15 protein-coding genes are annotated in these 13,960 nt (G+C 57.4%); 5 read left to right on the forward strand and 10 right to left on the reverse strand.

All coding sequences use genetic code 11. The features are described 5' to 3' along the window. A partial coding sequence (locus ACIQVE_RS23555) for an argininosuccinate synthase (protein ID WP_402812864.1) occupies positions 1-1,209 on the forward strand: 1,209 nt, incomplete at its 5' end. Between the two features lie 135 nt (positions 1,210-1,344). On the opposite strand, the gene ACIQVE_RS23560 is transcribed toward ACIQVE_RS23555, so the two are convergent. Continuing rightward, a complete protein-coding gene (locus ACIQVE_RS23560) occupies positions 1,345-2,061 on the reverse strand; it encodes a hypothetical protein (RefSeq protein ID WP_402812865.1) in 717 nt (238 codons plus the stop codon). A 504-nt stretch (positions 2,062-2,565) separates the two neighbouring features. Between ACIQVE_RS23560 and ACIQVE_RS23565 the strand changes: the two genes are divergently transcribed. After that, positions 2,566-3,192, forward strand: coding sequence for a response regulator transcription factor (locus ACIQVE_RS23565; RefSeq protein ID WP_042560733.1), 627 nt, complete (start codon positions 2,566-2,568; stop codon positions 3,190-3,192). Positions 3,193-3,281: 89 nt separating this feature from the next. Here ACIQVE_RS23565 and ACIQVE_RS23570 read toward each other — a convergent pair whose 3' ends face one another. The 8 genes from ACIQVE_RS23570 to metG all read right to left on the reverse strand — a co-directional run bounded on the left by ACIQVE_RS23570 (position 3,282) and on the right by metG (position 10,106). Further along, entirely contained in the window at positions 3,282-3,455 is a 174-nt protein-coding gene (locus ACIQVE_RS23570) for a PA3496 family putative envelope integrity protein (RefSeq protein WP_402812867.1), read from the reverse strand. A gap of 107 nt (positions 3,456-3,562) precedes the next feature. Beyond that, positions 3,563-4,201 carry an endonuclease III gene (nth, locus tag ACIQVE_RS23575; RefSeq protein WP_402812870.1) on the reverse strand — a complete coding sequence of 213 codons (639 nt, stop codon included), beginning with the start codon at positions 4,199-4,201 and terminating at the stop codon, positions 3,563-3,565. After that, positions 4,198-4,779, reverse strand: coding sequence for an Rnf-Nqr domain containing protein (locus tag ACIQVE_RS23580; protein WP_402812872.1), 582 nt, complete (start codon positions 4,777-4,779; stop codon positions 4,198-4,200). Before ACIQVE_RS23580 ends, nth begins: the two co-directional genes overlap by 4 nt. Beyond that, positions 4,776-5,381, reverse strand: coding sequence for an RnfABCDGE type electron transport complex subunit G (locus ACIQVE_RS23585; protein ID WP_402812875.1), 606 nt, complete (start codon positions 5,379-5,381; stop codon positions 4,776-4,778). Before ACIQVE_RS23585 ends, ACIQVE_RS23580 begins: the two co-directional genes overlap by 4 nt. After that, a complete protein-coding gene (locus ACIQVE_RS23590; protein ID WP_402812878.1) occupies positions 5,378-6,361 on the reverse strand; it encodes an RnfABCDGE type electron transport complex subunit D in 984 nt (327 codons plus the stop codon). Before ACIQVE_RS23590 ends, ACIQVE_RS23585 begins: the two co-directional genes overlap by 4 nt. Beyond that, positions 6,348-7,358, reverse strand: a complete 1,011-nt coding sequence (rsxB, locus tag ACIQVE_RS23595) for an electron transport complex subunit RsxB (RefSeq protein ID WP_402812881.1) — start codon at positions 7,356-7,358, stop codon at positions 6,348-6,350. Before rsxB ends, ACIQVE_RS23590 begins: the two co-directional genes overlap by 14 nt. Continuing rightward, positions 7,355-7,924, reverse strand: coding sequence for an electron transport complex protein RnfA (locus ACIQVE_RS23600; RefSeq protein WP_402812883.1), 570 nt, complete (start codon positions 7,922-7,924; stop codon positions 7,355-7,357). The genes rsxB and ACIQVE_RS23600 overlap by 4 nt, the downstream gene beginning before the upstream one ends. 130 nt (positions 7,925-8,054) lie before the next feature. Then, a complete protein-coding gene (gene metG / locus ACIQVE_RS23605) occupies positions 8,055-10,106 on the reverse strand; it encodes a methionine--tRNA ligase (protein ID WP_402812886.1) in 2,052 nt (683 codons plus the stop codon). A gap of 388 nt (positions 10,107-10,494) precedes the next feature. On the opposite strand from metG, the gene apbC reads away from it, so the two are divergent. Beyond that, entirely contained in the window at positions 10,495-11,589 is a 1,095-nt protein-coding gene (gene apbC / locus ACIQVE_RS23610) for an iron-sulfur cluster carrier protein ApbC (RefSeq protein WP_402812889.1), read from the forward strand. 132 nt (positions 11,590-11,721) lie between these two features. Here apbC and ACIQVE_RS23615 read toward each other — a convergent pair whose 3' ends face one another. Continuing rightward, positions 11,722-12,480, reverse strand: coding sequence for an SDR family oxidoreductase (locus ACIQVE_RS23615; protein WP_402812892.1), 759 nt, complete (start codon positions 12,478-12,480; stop codon positions 11,722-11,724). Positions 12,481-12,641: 161 nt separating this feature from the next. Here ACIQVE_RS23615 and ACIQVE_RS23620 point away from each other — a divergent pair, with 161 nt between their 5' ends. Both ACIQVE_RS23620 and ACIQVE_RS23625 read left to right on the forward strand, forming a co-directional pair. Continuing rightward, positions 12,642-13,373: a HugZ family protein gene (locus tag ACIQVE_RS23620; protein ID WP_402812895.1), complete on the forward strand. Its 732-nt coding sequence runs from the start codon at positions 12,642-12,644 to the stop codon at positions 13,371-13,373. Between the two features lie 65 nt (positions 13,374-13,438). Continuing rightward, positions 13,439-13,915 (forward strand): FxsA family protein, encoded by a 477-nt coding sequence (locus tag ACIQVE_RS23625; RefSeq protein WP_095123288.1) that lies wholly within the window; start codon positions 13,439-13,441, stop codon positions 13,913-13,915. Positions 13,916-13,960: the final 45 nt, after the last annotated feature.

A 13,960-nucleotide genomic window follows, 5' to 3' on the forward strand; every position in this document is an offset into this window, starting at 1 on the left:
GTAAACAAGGTCGTTCTGGCGTATTCCGGCGGCCTGGACACTTCGGTGATCCTCAAGTGGCTGCAGGATACTTATAACTGTGAAGTGGTGACCTTCACCGCTGATCTCGGTCAAGGCGAAGAGGTCGAGCCGGCCCGCGCCAAGGCTCAGGCCATGGGCGTCAAAGAAATCTACATCGACGATCTGCGCGAAGAATTCGTGCGTGACTTCGTGTTCCCGATGTTCCGCGCCAACACCGTTTACGAGGGCGAGTACCTGCTGGGTACTTCCATCGCACGTCCACTGATCGCCAAGCGTTTGATCGAAATCGCCAATGAAACCGGCGCTGACGCCATTTCCCATGGCGCCACCGGCAAGGGCAACGACCAAGTGCGTTTCGAACTGGGTGCCTACGCGCTCAAGCCAGGCGTAAAAGTGATTGCTCCGTGGCGTGAGTGGGACTTGCTCTCGCGTGAAAAGCTGATGGATTATGCTGAAAAGCACAACATCCCGATCGAGCGCCACGGCAAGAAGAAGTCTCCGTACTCGATGGACGCCAACCTGCTGCACATCTCCTATGAAGGCGGCGTCCTGGAAGACACCTGGACCGAGCACGAAGAAGACATGTGGAAATGGACCGTCTCCCCGGAGAACGCTCCAGACAAACCGCAGTATCTGGAACTGACCTACCGCAACGGCGACATCGTCGCGCTGGACGGCGTCGAAATGTCCCCGGCCACCGTGCTGGCGACGTTGAACCAGATCGGTGGCGCGCACGGTATCGGCCGTCTCGACATCGTCGAAAACCGTTATGTCGGCATGAAGTCTCGTGGTTGCTACGAAACCCCGGGCGGCACGATCATGCTGCGTGCTCACCGCGCCATTGAGTCGATCACCCTGGACCGCGAAGTCGCTCACTTGAAAGACGAGCTGATGCCCAAGTATGCCAGCCTGATCTACACCGGTTACTGGTGGAGCCCTGAGCGTCTGATGCTGCAACAGATGATCGACGCTTCCCAGGCCTGCGTGAATGGTGTGGTTCGCCTGAAATTGTACAAAGGCAACGTGATCGTGACTGGCCGCAAGTCCGACGATTCGCTGTTCGATGCCAACATCGCGACCTTCGAAGAAGATGGCGGTGCTTACAACCAGGCCGACGCGGCGGGCTTCATCAAGCTCAACGCGCTGCGCATGCGTATTGCTGCCAACAAGGGCCGCAAGCTGTTCTGATTTTTCAGACTGACGCGTAATAAAAGGGCGGCCCTGTCTTCGAGACGGGGCCGCCCTTTTTTTTTAGAATTCTTTTGTCCGACGCTTAGCTGCAATATCCCTTGTCCGTTTTCTTCTGCGGCCATGCCCCATCTTTCATGCTCGTCCCAACAGCGTGATCGTCTGTGAACACAGGTTGTAAACAATACAGAGTGTTGTGCCCGACCCCTTCTTCGCATGCCTGATCTGCAGTAACGCATTCTTTGTCAGTGAAACGTCTGACACATGATTGGAAATAAACATGATGACCCGCACAGTTTTCTTGTCGGTGCGTCGGATTTTTTCCAGAATTGTGGCGATTTCTCTCGACGCATCAATATCCCGTGCATCGATGATGTGCAGGTTGCTGATAGAGGCGGGTAGCTGAATGTTGTGTTGAATCCTCAGGTTCAAATTCGCGTTGATCCCGGCCGGCGGGTCGGAAGCGTTATGAACTTTGCACGAGTCCCTGCACCCGGTAGCAGTAGCTTTGCGGGGAACGATATGACTTGATATGCCGAAAGTGGCATGTGTATCTCGCTCATGCGGCGGTGCGTTTCGTTTGCTGTCGCGGTCATCATTGTCGATGACTTTTAAAAAGCTCTTGTCCTTGCCGAAATCAGAAGGTGAATAAAGCGAGCGATGGTTGAAGTTTAAAGTGATAAAGAAAAGAAATAACAAATAAAATGGAAAGCTGATAAGAAACCAGGCGTAGATTTCTCGATCTTCGTTATTAAGAAACGGCAAAGATACCGCAGCGGAGCCTTCCGAGATTGCGGCGAATATGGCGATAACCGTCATTGGGTTAGTTATTCTTTTTTTAATTTTTAACATGTTTTTTCTCTTTTTTTAGGTGTCTTGTTGTGAGTGGGTTTTATGGCTTTGTTTGTGGGTAAGTTGGGGTTTAGTGTTTTCTGTGTATAGTAAAAGTGTTTGCTTGAATATAAATATCTTGTTTCAAGTGTTTATGATTTGCAGGAGTGTTGTAAGCGATTGCCGTTATTGCTTGATGTTTCTGATTGGCAAGGTATTTAAAGTTTCATGCGTGTATCAGCACAGATCCCGCAGATTGGCTGTAATGAAAACGGGTTTTTAAGCTGCTCTTCGGTGATTATTGGTCGCGAGTTGTTACAAGTGAAAATCAGAAATTTTGCAGGAAAGTGAAAGAGATATTTCGTCGGATGTTTAGAAATGCACGGTTTTTTGTAGGATTAATCCTCGATGGCTGTAGGGGATGTCTTTCGATGCAAGTGCATGAGAGACCTGGCATGCCATGGGGCAAATGGCTGGGCTATTGTGCGTGTTCTAAAAATTCGAACAGCGAAACTGGACTTGCCCATGAATAAAGTGCTGATCGTGGATGACCACCCCGTCATTCGTCTTGCGGTACGTATGCTGATGGAACGTCATGGCTACGAAGTCATTGCAGAAACGGATAACGGTGTGGATGCATTACAACTGGCTCGCGAACAAATGCCGGATATTGTAATTCTGGATATTGGAATACCGAAACTTGATGGTCTGGAAGTAATTGCACGCCTGACCTCGGTCGCAATGCCTATAAAAGTCCTGGTGCTGACTTCCCAGGCACCGGGTCATTTTTCAATGCGCTGCATGCAATCGGGGGCGGCGGGTTATGTATGCAAACAGCAAGATTTGACCGAATTGCTCAGTGCTATCAAAGCTGTTTTATCTGGCTACAGTTATTTCCCCAATCAGGCGTTGCATACAGTACGTACCAGCCTGGGCAATGCCAGTGAAGCAGACATGGTGGATCGCCTTTCCGGGCGCGAGATGATGGTGTTGCAGCAGTTGGCGCGGGGCAAGACCAACAAGGAAATCGCCGATGGCATGTTTTTGAGTAACAAGACCGTGAGCACCTACAAGACCCGCTTGTTGCTGAAGCTCAATGCGCGCTCGTTGGTTGATCTGATTGAGTTGGCCCAGCGCAATGGACTTGTCTGAGTATTTCGTTCGCTGACGGGGTCATGGGTCGATCGAATTCAGCTAGGCATAAAAAGTGAAAAGCCTCCGTTTCGGGAGGCTTTCAAGTATCAGAGATCAAAGTCGTAATCGGCCAACTTCCTTTGCAGTCGGCGCTCCTCCAGCAGGTTGTCGATCGTGCGGCGTTTGCTCAGGTTGGTCTTGGCGACTTCAACCACCGGTTCGGCGTCATCGGCCTCCAGGGGTTCATCATCCAGTTCCAGTTCCTCTTTATCAGTACTCATAGATCAATTCCCATCCTAAGACTGCCGTTGGCGCTCCTTATAGCGGCATTCGAGCGGCGGGTAAAAAAGATTTTTTCAATCGATCACTCATTTATTTCTTTAGCTGATCAATCGTCGGACGTTTTTTGTTTGTATTCGCACAAGTCTTCGATTCGGCAACTGCCGCAACGCGGCTTGCGCGCCAGACACACGTAGCGCCCGTGAAGAATGAGCCAATGGTGGGAATCGAGCAGGAATTGCTTTGGTACAAACTTCATCAGCTTGTCTTCCACCTCGACCACATTTTTGCCGGGAGCGATGCCGGTGCGGTTGCTGACTCGAAAGATGTGCGTGTCGACGGCCATGGTCAACTGACGGAAAGCCGTGTTGAGCACCACGTTGGCGGTCTTTCGGCCGACACCGGGCAAAGCTTCGAGCTCCTCACGCGTTTGCGGCACTTCACTGTTGTGGCGTTCGACCAGCAAGCGGCACGTCTCGATGACGTTCTTGGCCTTGCTGTTGTAGAGGCCGATGGTCTTGATGTATTCGGACAAACCCTCGACGCCCAGCGCGTAAATCGCCGCCGGGGTGTTGGCGATCGGGTACAGCTTGGCTGTCGCCTTGTTTACGCCAACGTCGGTCGACTGCGCCGAAAGAATCACCGCAATCAGCAGTTCGAAGGGCGATGAATAGGCCAGTTCGGTTTTCGGCTCAGGATTGTCTTCATGCAGTCGGCGGAAAATCTCAAGACGTTTTGCGGCATTCATGGGCGATGCGTTTCCTTGGAGATAGAGTTCGAGCGAGTCCACGCCTGACGGGCCGCGAGCAGCAGCCCCAACACAATCAGCGCGCCGGGAACCAGGGTCACCAGTGGCAACCCCTCGCTGAATAAAACAAGACCTTGCCAGTGTTCGAACAGTCCTTGGCCGATGCGGCCCTGGCCTGCGAGTTCACGCACTACGGCAAGTATCAGCATCAATGCACTGAACATACCGCATAGTTTGAGGCGCTCGGTCAGGGTCTGGCGGAAGAATCCGTTGTGTTCCAGCACCAGGCACTGCAAGGCGATCAGCCCGGCATAGAGACCAAAAGCCTGATGCCATGGAAGAAACCAGCGTTGAACGAAAATCTCCGCACAGCTTGTCAACGTAGCGGCGAGCAGCAGGCCTGCCGACCATGCGCTCGCAGGCGTCAGGCGCGAGCGTAGCAATGACATGCACAAGCCGTAAGCACCCATCACCGCAGCAAACATCAAGACTGCTACCCATGCGCCAGCCAACGAGCCCGTGGTGCCGAGCAAAAGCATCAGCATCAACGAATTCGCCAAGTGCGCCGTGCGGTTCATGGTTGGCTCCCCAGCAATGCCGCACGATGTTGATCAAAATAACCCAGCGCGTCATGGACAGCGTTGATCACCGCACGGGAGGTGATGGTCGCCCCGGCCATTTGATCGAACTGCCCCTGATCCTTTTTCAGCGCCCAACCGGCACCCGTCGGCTCATCATTCGATTTCCCGACAAGCACCTGAAGCCATGCATTCGGCCAGTCGCCCAAATGTCCGCCGAGCGCTGGCGTTTCATTCTGCTTGAGGGTTTTTACGCCCAACAGTTTTCCATGGTCATCAATGGCGATCAGCAGTTCGATGCTGGCCGCATAACCCTCGCTGCGGCTGCGCAACAACACAGCGACTGGTCGTCCCGCTTTGCTCGCGCGATAGCCGCCGGTCAGCGTGCTGTGGCTCAAGGCAACGTCCGCCAAGGCCAGTGGCTGTTCCAGCGGTTGATTGTCGTAGCTATCGGGTGCGAGCACGTCGAGCAGTTTGCGAGTGTCGAGCTGACGTTGTTCGGCGGCAATCTGCGGGGCATTGCTGCGCTGCACTAGATACGTCGCTGTGATGCCGACGAAGGCCAACAGTAACAGCGTGAGTGCGCTCTTAGTGCGGTTCATGGGCGCCCCGGTGCCTGTCGGCTTGCGGCGAAACGCTCGAGTGCCGGCACGCAAAGATTCATCAACAGCACCGCGAACGCGACACCGTCGGGATAACCGCCCCATGTGCGGATCAGGTAAGTCAGTAGCCCGACGCCAACGCCGAACAGCACGCGAGCCAACGCGCTTTTTGCACCGGATACCGGTTCGGTAATGATGAAAAACGCGCCAAGCAGGGTGGCACCGCTCAGCAGGTGAAACAGCGGGGAGCCGTTGGAGTCCGAGCCCGAGCCGTTCCAGCACAGCAGGCTGACCACAAACAGGCTGGCGAGCATGCCGACCGGCGCGTGCCAGCCGAATACTCGCCGTTGCAGCAGAAACAGTCCGCCGGCGAGAAATGCCAGATTGACCCATTCCACGCCACGCCCGCCGAAGCGCCCGAAGGCCGGATTGGCGGCGAACAGCTCATCGATGGTCAGGCTTTTGTTGATGCGCAGGCTGTCCAGCGCCGTGGCCTGAACCCAGGCGTCCGGCGCCAGCTCCGGAGCGAATACCTGCTGCAAGGCGTCGAGCAGCGCCATGCCATGGGCCGGCCAATGCGTCATCGGCTGCGGGAACATCACGATGACCAAGGCAAAACCGAGCATGGCCGGATTGAACGGGTTTTTGCCCACGCCGCCGTACAGATGTTTGCCAAACAGCAGACCTGAGGCCATCGCTGTCACCGTTAGCCACCAAGGGCAGTAGGGCGGCAGGGCGGCGGCCAGCAATGTCGCGCTGACCAGCGCACTGCCGTCACCGATCAGCGGCTGCAACGCTTGCCGACGTAGGCGCATGACGCCAGCCTCGACGGCCAGTGCGGTGACGACGCAGAGGACCAGATTGATCAATACGCCCCATCCGTAAAACCAGAACAAGCTCAGCAGCCCCGGCAGCATGGCAAGCAGCACCAGCTTCATCGCCTGTTGCAGGCGATCGTCCGGTGTCTCAAGGGGCAACATGATCTTGCACCTGGCGCTCGGCGTCTTGTAATGCCTGTTCCAGCGCGGTGATCTGCTCCAGTGGCGCCTCGGTGGTCTGGGCTTTTTTCAGTTCGGCGCGGCGCATGGCCAATTGGATCTTCGCCCGTTTCAGGTCCGCGTCTTTCGCCGGAGTTGGCACTGGCGCTGCCGGAGTTGCAAGTGCGCAGCTGTCGAGTTTGGCCAACGCCTGTTCAGCCACTTCGAATTGCTGCTGCAACACGATCAATTGGGACTGCTGTTCAAAGGTCGGCGGATGACCGAAGGCTTTTAGCGATTTGTGCAGTTGCGCGCGGCTCATCGCGACATCGATCTTGGCTTTCTTCAGTGCGGCGTCGGCGGTTGCGGATTTTTGCGCGCGCACGCGTTCCAGTGCAGCTTGCACCGGGTCGAGCGTTGTCACTTCAGGTTGAGCGGCGCGTTTGGCTCGGGCCTCGCGCTCAGCCTGTTTCTGCTGTTCTTCGCGTAGCAGGCGGGCATTGCGTCGTTCAAAACGCTGGCGAGCGTGATCACGTTTGGCGGCGCGCGCGCGCTGTTCTTCAAGGCTTGTGGCCAAGCCGCCGATCACTGGCAGTGTGTTTGGTGGCAGTGGATGCATTTCGATGCAGTCCACCGGGCAGGGTGCCACGCACAGATCGCAACCGGTGCATTCGTCGATCAGAACGGTGTGCATCAATTTCGCCGCGCCGACGATGGCATCAATCGGGCAGGCCTGAATGCATTTGGTGCAGCCGATGCATTCGGCTTCGCGGATGTAAGCCACCTGCGCTGGCGCCGAACCGCGACTGACGTCCAGTTCCAGCACCGGCACTTTCAACAGTTCGGCCAGCGCCTCGATGGTTTCAGCACCACCCGGCGGGCACTTGTTGATCGGCTCGCCGTCAACGATGCCTTGTGCGTAAGGTTTGCATCCTGGATGACCGCACTTGCCGCACTGGGTCTGCGGCAGAAGGGCGTCGATGCATTGAATCAGACTCATGTTTTGATCAGTCCACTGAATCCGAGAAAAATCACTGCGATCAGTCCGGCGCCGATCAGATCGATCGGCAGGCCGCGAAAGGGCAGGGGAATATCGTTGTCGGTTGTACGCTCGCGCAAATCGCTGAACAGACTCAGCACCAGCCAGAAACCCAGCCCGGCGCCGAGGCTCAGTGCCGCCGCGTGCAACAGGCCTTGACCGCTCTGCGCATTGATCAGCGCCAGCCCAAGCACGCCGGCGTTGCCCAGCAACAGCGGCCACAACCCCTCGAACGACAGGTTCGGCAACCCACGCTTCAAGAGTTTCAGCAGCGGCGCGATCAACAACACACTCAGCGGCAAAAACACGAACAGGCGTAGCGCTTGCAGTTGCAGGGGCACCAGTAGCCAGTGCCAGATTGTGTAGCCAGCCACGCCGACGATCACCATCAGGCACAACGTCGCCAGCCCCAGCGCATGAACCTGCCGACGACTGCCCGCCAACAGCGGATCGACGCCCAGCGGCCAGTGCAACACGAAGTTGTTGAGCAGCGCTGCACTGATAAGCGTAAGCACGAGTTCGGTCATGGGGCTGCCGGCGAAACGGGCGGATGTCTCATAAGGTTAGGCATTATCCGGCAGCAACGGTGAGTGGGCCAGACATGAAAAATCCCACAGGCATGCGCGCACGCCTGTGGGATCGATTTGCCGCAGAGTCTTACTTGATGCGCTGACCCGGCTTGGCGCCGCTGTCCGGGCTCAGCAGGTAGATTTCTTCACCGCCGGGACCTGCCGCCAGCACCATGCCTTCGGAGATACCGAACTTCATTTTCCGGGGCTTGAGGTTGGCGATCATCATGGTCAGGCGACCGTCGAGCTTGGATGGGTCTGGATAAGCGCTCTTGATCCCGGAGAACACGTTGCGTTGCTCGTCACCGATGTCCAGGGTCAGGCGCAACAGTTTGTCGGCGCCTTCCACGGCTTCAGCCTTGATGATCAGCGCAACGCGCAGGTCGACGGCCGCGAATGCGTCGAAGTCGATTTCCGGCGACAGCGGATCCTTGGCCAGTTCGCCGTTGCCTGCCGGGGCGGCTGCACCGGTATCGGTCTGGCTGGCGGTCAGGTCTTCTTTCGAGGCGTCGCTCATGGCTTGTACTTTTACCGGGTCGATGCGGGTCATCAACGGCTTGAATTCGTTGAGCTGGTGGTTGGCCAGCAGGGTGGCGTGGTCGTTCCAGGTCAGCGGGGCGACGTTGAGGAACGCCTCGGCATCGGCGGCCAGCAGCGGCAGCACTGGCTTGAGGAAGATCACCAGTTGGCGGAACAGGTTGATGCCGGTGGCGCAGATCGCCTGGACTTCATCCTGTTTGCCTTCCTGCTTGTTCAACGACCACGGCGCCTTGTCGGCGATCCAGGCGTTGGCGCGGTCGGCCAGGGCCATGGTTTCACGCATGGCGCGGGCGAAGTCGCGGGCTTCATAAGCGTCGGCGATGCTTGGCGCGGCGGCGAGGAAAGCCTCGGTCAGCTCAGGCGCGGCATTGTTGTCGACCAACAGGCCGGCATTGCCCTTTTGAATGAAACCGGCGCAACGGCTGGCGATGTTGACGACTTTGCCGACCAGGTCGGAGTTGACCTTCTGTACGAAGTCTTCGAGGTTCAAGTCGAGGTCGTCAACGCCACGGCCGAGTTTGGCCGCGTAGTAGTAGCGCAGGTATTCCGGCGACAGGTGATCCAGGTACGTGCGGGCCTTGATAAAGGTGCCACGCGATTTGGACATCTTCTGGCCGTTGACGGTCAGGTAGCCGTGCACGTTGATCGCGGTCGGCTTGCGATAGCCGGCGCCTTCGAGCATCGCTGGCCAGAACAGGGCGTGGAAGTTGACGATGTCTTTGCCGATGAAATGGTACAGCTCGGCAGTGGAATCCTTGGCCCAGAAAGCGTCGAAGTCCAGTTCCGGCGTGCGGTCGCAAAGGTTCTTGAAGCTGGCCATGTAGCCGATCGGCGCGTCCAGCCACACGTAGAAATATTTACCTGGCTCGCCCGGAATCTCGAAACCGAAGTACGGCGCATCGCGGGAGATGTCCCACTGTTGCAGGCCGGCGTCCAGCCATTCGGCGATCTTGTTGGCGACGGCGTCTTGCAGGGTGCCGCTGCGGGTCCAGGCTTGCAGCATTTCCTGGAAGTCCGGCAGTTTGAAGAAGAAGTGCTGGGAATCCTTGAGCACCGGGGTGGCGCCGGAGATTGCCGACTTCGGATCCTTCAGGTCGGTCGGTGCGTAGGTCGCACCGCACTTTTCGCAGTTGTCGCCGTACTGGTCTTCAGTGCCACATTTCGGGCAGGTGCCCTTGATGAAGCGGTCGGCCAGGAACATTTTCTTTTCCGGGTCGAAATACTGAGTGATCGAACGTTGGGCGATGTGCCCGGCGTCGCGCAGCTTGAGGTAAATCTGGCTCGACAGCTCACGGTTTTCTTCAGCGTGAGTAGAGTGGAAGTTGTCGAAATCGACCAGGAACTCGGCAAAGTCGGCGCTGTGTTCAGCCTGCACGTTGGCGATCAGTTGTTCTGGGGTGATGCCTTCCTTTTCTGCGCGCAGCATGATCGCCGAACCGTGGGCGTCGTCGGCGCAGACGTAGATGCATTGATTGCCGCGATGCTTCTGGAAGCGCACCCACATATCGGTCTGGATGTATTCCAGCATGTGGCCAAGGTGGATCGAACCGTTGGCGTAGGGCAGGGCGCTGGTGACGAGGATCTTGCGTGGCTCGGACATGTGGGGCTTCGCTACTTGATGAAACGGAGGTCGGCCACTATAAAGCGCTGGCGCATATTTTTCACCCTGTGCGCCTGTTTCCAGATGCGCCAGCCAGATTATTTTTGACTGTGAATCCCTCTGTTGTGAATGGGTTTACCTGTGGCGAGGGGATTTATCCCCGTTGGGTGGCGAAGCCGCCCCAAAACCTGCTGCTTCGGTGTGTCAGGCATACCGGGTGCAATGGATTGGCGACTGCTGCGCAGCCGAACGGGGATAAATTCCCTTGCCACAGTGGATCTCATTTTGCAGACAAATCTTTAGCTGACTGATGAATCCACTCACCCCCAATCAATCAGCGCGGTACGATACCCGCCATCTTTTCCCAGTCTTGTTATCGGAGTTGCCCATGAGTGCCGTCACTCGCGCAGCGGTGGAAGCCGTCCTCAGCCAATACACCGACCCTTACCTGAACCAGGACCCGGTCAGCGCCGGTTGCGTGAAGAACATCGAGATCATCGGTGATCGCGTCAATGTGCAGCTGGAAATCGGCTACGCCGCCGGTCTGTTCAAAAGTGGCTGGGCGCAATTGCTGCAACTGGCCATCGAAAACATCGACGGCGTTGTGATTGCCCGGGTCGAGGTCAACACGGTGATCGCTGCGCACAAGGCTCAAGCGCAGATTCCCGGGCTGGCCAACGTCAAGAACGTGGTTGCCGTGGCGTCGGGCAAGGGTGGTGTCGGCAAATCGACCACCGCTGCCAACCTCGCGCTGGCACTGGCCCGTGAAGGCGCCAAGGTCGGGATTCTCGATGCCGATATCTATGGCCCGAGTCAGGGCATCATGTTTGGCATTCCCGAGCGAACTCGCCCTGAAATCAAGGACCAGAAGTGGTTCGTACCGCTCAAGGCCCACGGCGTCGAAGTCATGTCGATGGCGTTTCTGACGGACGACAACACGCCAATGGTCTGGCGTGGGCCGATGGTCTCCGGCGCGTTGCTGCAACTGGTCACGCAAACCGCGTGGGGCGATCTCGATTATCTGGTGGTCGACATGCCGCCAGGCACCGGCGACATCCAGCTGACCCTGGCACAGAAAGTCCCGGTGGCCGGTGCGGTGATCGTCACCACACCGCAGGACCTGGCATTGCTCGACGCGCGCAAAGGCGTGGAAATGTTCCGTAAGGTCAACATTCCGGTGTTGGGCGTGGTGGAAAACATGGCCGTGCACATCTGCTCGAATTGCGGCCATGCCGAGCATCTGTTCGGAGAGGGCGGCGGCGAGAAGCTGGCGACTCAGTACGGCGTCGAGCTATTGGCCTCGCTGCCGTTGTCGATGTTGATCCGCGAACAGGCCGATGGCGGCAAGCCAACGGTGATCGCCGAGCCGGACAGCCAGATTGCCATGGTCTATCAGGAACTGGCCCGCCACGTTGGCGCGCGGATTGTGTTGCAGGAAGCGGCAACACCGGCAATGCCGAACATCACCATCAGCGACGATTGATAAATCAGCAACACTGAAAAACCTGCGGGAGCGAGCTTGGTCGCGAAAGCGGTGTGTCATTCAACCCATCAGTTGTCTGATACGACGCCTTCGCGAGCAAGCTCGCTCCCATATTTGGCTTTGTGGTGGGAGTTAGATACGCAACCCGCCATCCATCTCCAGAATCCGACCGGTGTAATAGTCGTTCTCGAAGATATAGGCCGCCGAATGGGCGATCTCTTCTGGTTTGCCCATGCGCTTGAGCGGAATCCCGGCTGTCATCTTCTCCAGCGCTTCCGGCTTCATGCCCAGGGTCATTTCGGTCTCGATGAAGCCCGGCGCGATGCCCGCCACGCGAATGCCATAGCGCGCCAATTCCTTGGCCCAGGTCACGGTCGCCGCCGCAACACCGGCCTTGGCCGCGGAGTAGTTGGTCTGGCCAACGTTGCCTGCGCGGGAGATCGACGAGATGTTGATGATCGCGCCGCTGTTTTTCAGCTCGACCATTTTCGCGGCGACTTCGCGGGTGCAAAGGAATACGCCAGTCAGGTTGACGTCGATCACCGCTTGCCATTGGGCCAGGCTCATCTTGGTTATTTCGCCGTCCTTGACCTTCAGCAGCAAGCCGTCACGCAGGATCCCGGCGTTGTTGATCAAACCGTGGATCGCACCGAAGTCGGCGGCGACCTGCGCGACCATGTGCTCCACTTGTTCTTCATTGGCTACGTTGCACAGATAGCTGCGGGTTTCGACGCCTTTGGCTTTGCAAGCCGCGACTGCGTCGTCGAGTTTTTCCTGGTTCAGATCGACCAGCGCCAGCTTCGCGCCTTTGCCGGCGAAATACTCGGCCATTGAGCGGCCCAAACCCTGGCAACCGCCGGTGATAATGATTACTTTGTCGTTGAGTTGCATTCGCATGCCCCGATAGCAGGTCAGAGTGGTTTTCCCTTAGAGAGCCTCTCGATCTGCGCCCGATGTGGCCTGGCTGCACATGAGAATTGCCCGATGGTGAGCGGAACTTATCCCGTGCACCTGTCCGTTTTTTCGACGGATTCTATTTAAGGAGTCATAAATTGAGCGTTGAAGTGGCGAAGAATGCCCGAGAATTGCTTCTCAAGGAATACCGTGGAGTGCTCTCGACCCACTCTAAATCCATGCCCGGTTTTCCCTTTGGCTCCGTCGTGCCGTATTGCCTGGACGAGCAGGGCAGGCCGTTGATCCTGATCAGCCGCATCGCCCAGCACACGCACAATCTGCAAAAAGACCCGAAGTGCTCGATGCTGGTGGGTGAGCGCGAGGCAGATGACGTGCAAGCCGTCGGTCGCCTGACCTATCTGGCCGAGGCAGAAAGACTCGAAGACGCTGCCAGCATTGAAGCGGCGGCCGAGCGCTATTACCGCTATTTCCCTGACTCGCAGAACTACCACAAGGCCCACGATTTCGATTTCTGGGTGCTGAAACCGGTGCGTCATCGCTACATCGGTGGTTTCGGTGCGATTCACTGGGTCGATCATCTGACCCTCGCCAATCCGTTCGCCGGCAAGGCCGAGATCAGCATGGTCGAACACATGAACAGCGACCACGCCAAAGCCATCGCGCACTATGTCGATCTGGCCGGCCTGCCGAAAACCGTGCCGGCGCAATTGGCCGGGATCGACACCGAAGGCATGCACCTGCGCATCGGTCAGGCGCTGTACTGGTTGCCGTTTCAAGCGCCATGTCATACGCCGATACAAGTGCGCGAAGCCTTGGTTTCTCTGGCTCACGCCGAGCATTGGCCAAAAAATGCAGTGGCCGACGCTTGAATTCACGAAAGGGCGACGTCATCTAAGGCTTACTGCAAGGCATTTCTTGCGTAGAGGAAAGTTAGATGCGCCCTTTTTTGTTGCTCTTTCTGCTGTTTCCGGTGCTGGAGCTGTTCGTATTCGTCAAAGTGGCAGGGGCTATCGGGTTTTTCCCGGCCCTGCTACTGATCATTCTCGGCTCGATGTTCGGGGTGTTCGTGCTGCGCGTCGCCGGTCTGGCCACGGCACTGCGTGCCCGTGAAAGCCTGAACCGCGGCGAACTGCCTGCGCAAACCATGCTTGAAGGTCTGATGCTGGCCCTGGCCGGTGGCCTGTTGATCCTGCCGGGTTTCATCAGCGACGTGGTCGGTCTGGTGATGCTGCTGCCGTTCACGCGTCGATTGCTGGCCAATAAAATGCGCCAGCGCGCCGAAGATCAGGCGATGCGCCAGCGTGCGTTCGCTGACGATCTGCAACCCCGCGGCGGGCCTGCGCCACGCGAGACGCTGGGCCGTGAGCCCAACGTGATCGAAGGCGAGTTCGAACACCGCGACACCAAGTGACATCTGTGATCGACACGGCACCTTCAGGTGCCGGGTTTTTATGTG

It is taken from the genome of Pseudomonas sp. NPDC098747 (assembly GCF_044760045.1).
Taxonomy (GTDB): domain Bacteria; phylum Pseudomonadota; class Gammaproteobacteria; order Pseudomonadales; family Pseudomonadaceae; genus Aquipseudomonas.

Bases quoted from the DNA above. Each gene is read 5' to 3' on its own strand.
- ACIQVE_RS23580 (WP_402812872.1), bottom strand. From the start codon at position 4,779: ATGAACCGCACGGCGCACTTGGCGAATTCGTTGATGCTGATGCTTTTG.
- ACIQVE_RS23590 (WP_402812878.1), bottom strand. From the start codon at position 6,361: ATGTTGCCCCTTGAGACACCGGACGATCGCCTGCAACAGGCGATGAAG.
- ACIQVE_RS23625 (WP_095123288.1), top strand. From the start codon at position 13,439: ATGCGCCCTTTTTTGTTGCTCTTTCTGCTGTTTCCGGTGCTGGAGCTG.
- ACIQVE_RS23600 (WP_402812883.1), bottom strand. From the start codon at position 7,924: ATGACCGAACTCGTGCTTACGCTTATCAGTGCAGCGCTGCTCAACAAC.
- nth (WP_402812870.1), bottom strand. From the start codon at position 4,201: ATGAATGCCGCAAAACGTCTTGAGATTTTCCGCCGACTGCATGAAGAC.
- metG (WP_402812886.1), bottom strand. From the start codon at position 10,106: ATGTCCGAGCCACGCAAGATCCTCGTCACCAGCGCCCTGCCCTACGCC.
- ACIQVE_RS23560 (WP_402812865.1), bottom strand. From the start codon at position 2,061: ATGTTAAAAATTAAAAAAAGAATAACTAACCCAATGACGGTTATCGCC.
- ACIQVE_RS23570 (WP_402812867.1), bottom strand. From the start codon at position 3,455: ATGAGTACTGATAAAGAGGAACTGGAACTGGATGATGAACCCCTGGAG.
- ACIQVE_RS23565 (WP_042560733.1), top strand. From the start codon at position 2,566: ATGAATAAAGTGCTGATCGTGGATGACCACCCCGTCATTCGTCTTGCG.
- ACIQVE_RS23615 (WP_402812892.1), bottom strand. From the start codon at position 12,480: ATGCAACTCAACGACAAAGTAATCATTATCACCGGCGGTTGCCAGGGT.
- apbC (WP_402812889.1), top strand. From the start codon at position 10,495: ATGAGTGCCGTCACTCGCGCAGCGGTGGAAGCCGTCCTCAGCCAATAC.
- rsxB (WP_402812881.1), bottom strand. From the start codon at position 7,358: ATGAGTCTGATTCAATGCATCGACGCCCTTCTGCCGCAGACCCAGTGC.
- ACIQVE_RS23585 (WP_402812875.1), bottom strand. From the start codon at position 5,381: ATGAACCGCACTAAGAGCGCACTCACGCTGTTACTGTTGGCCTTCGTC.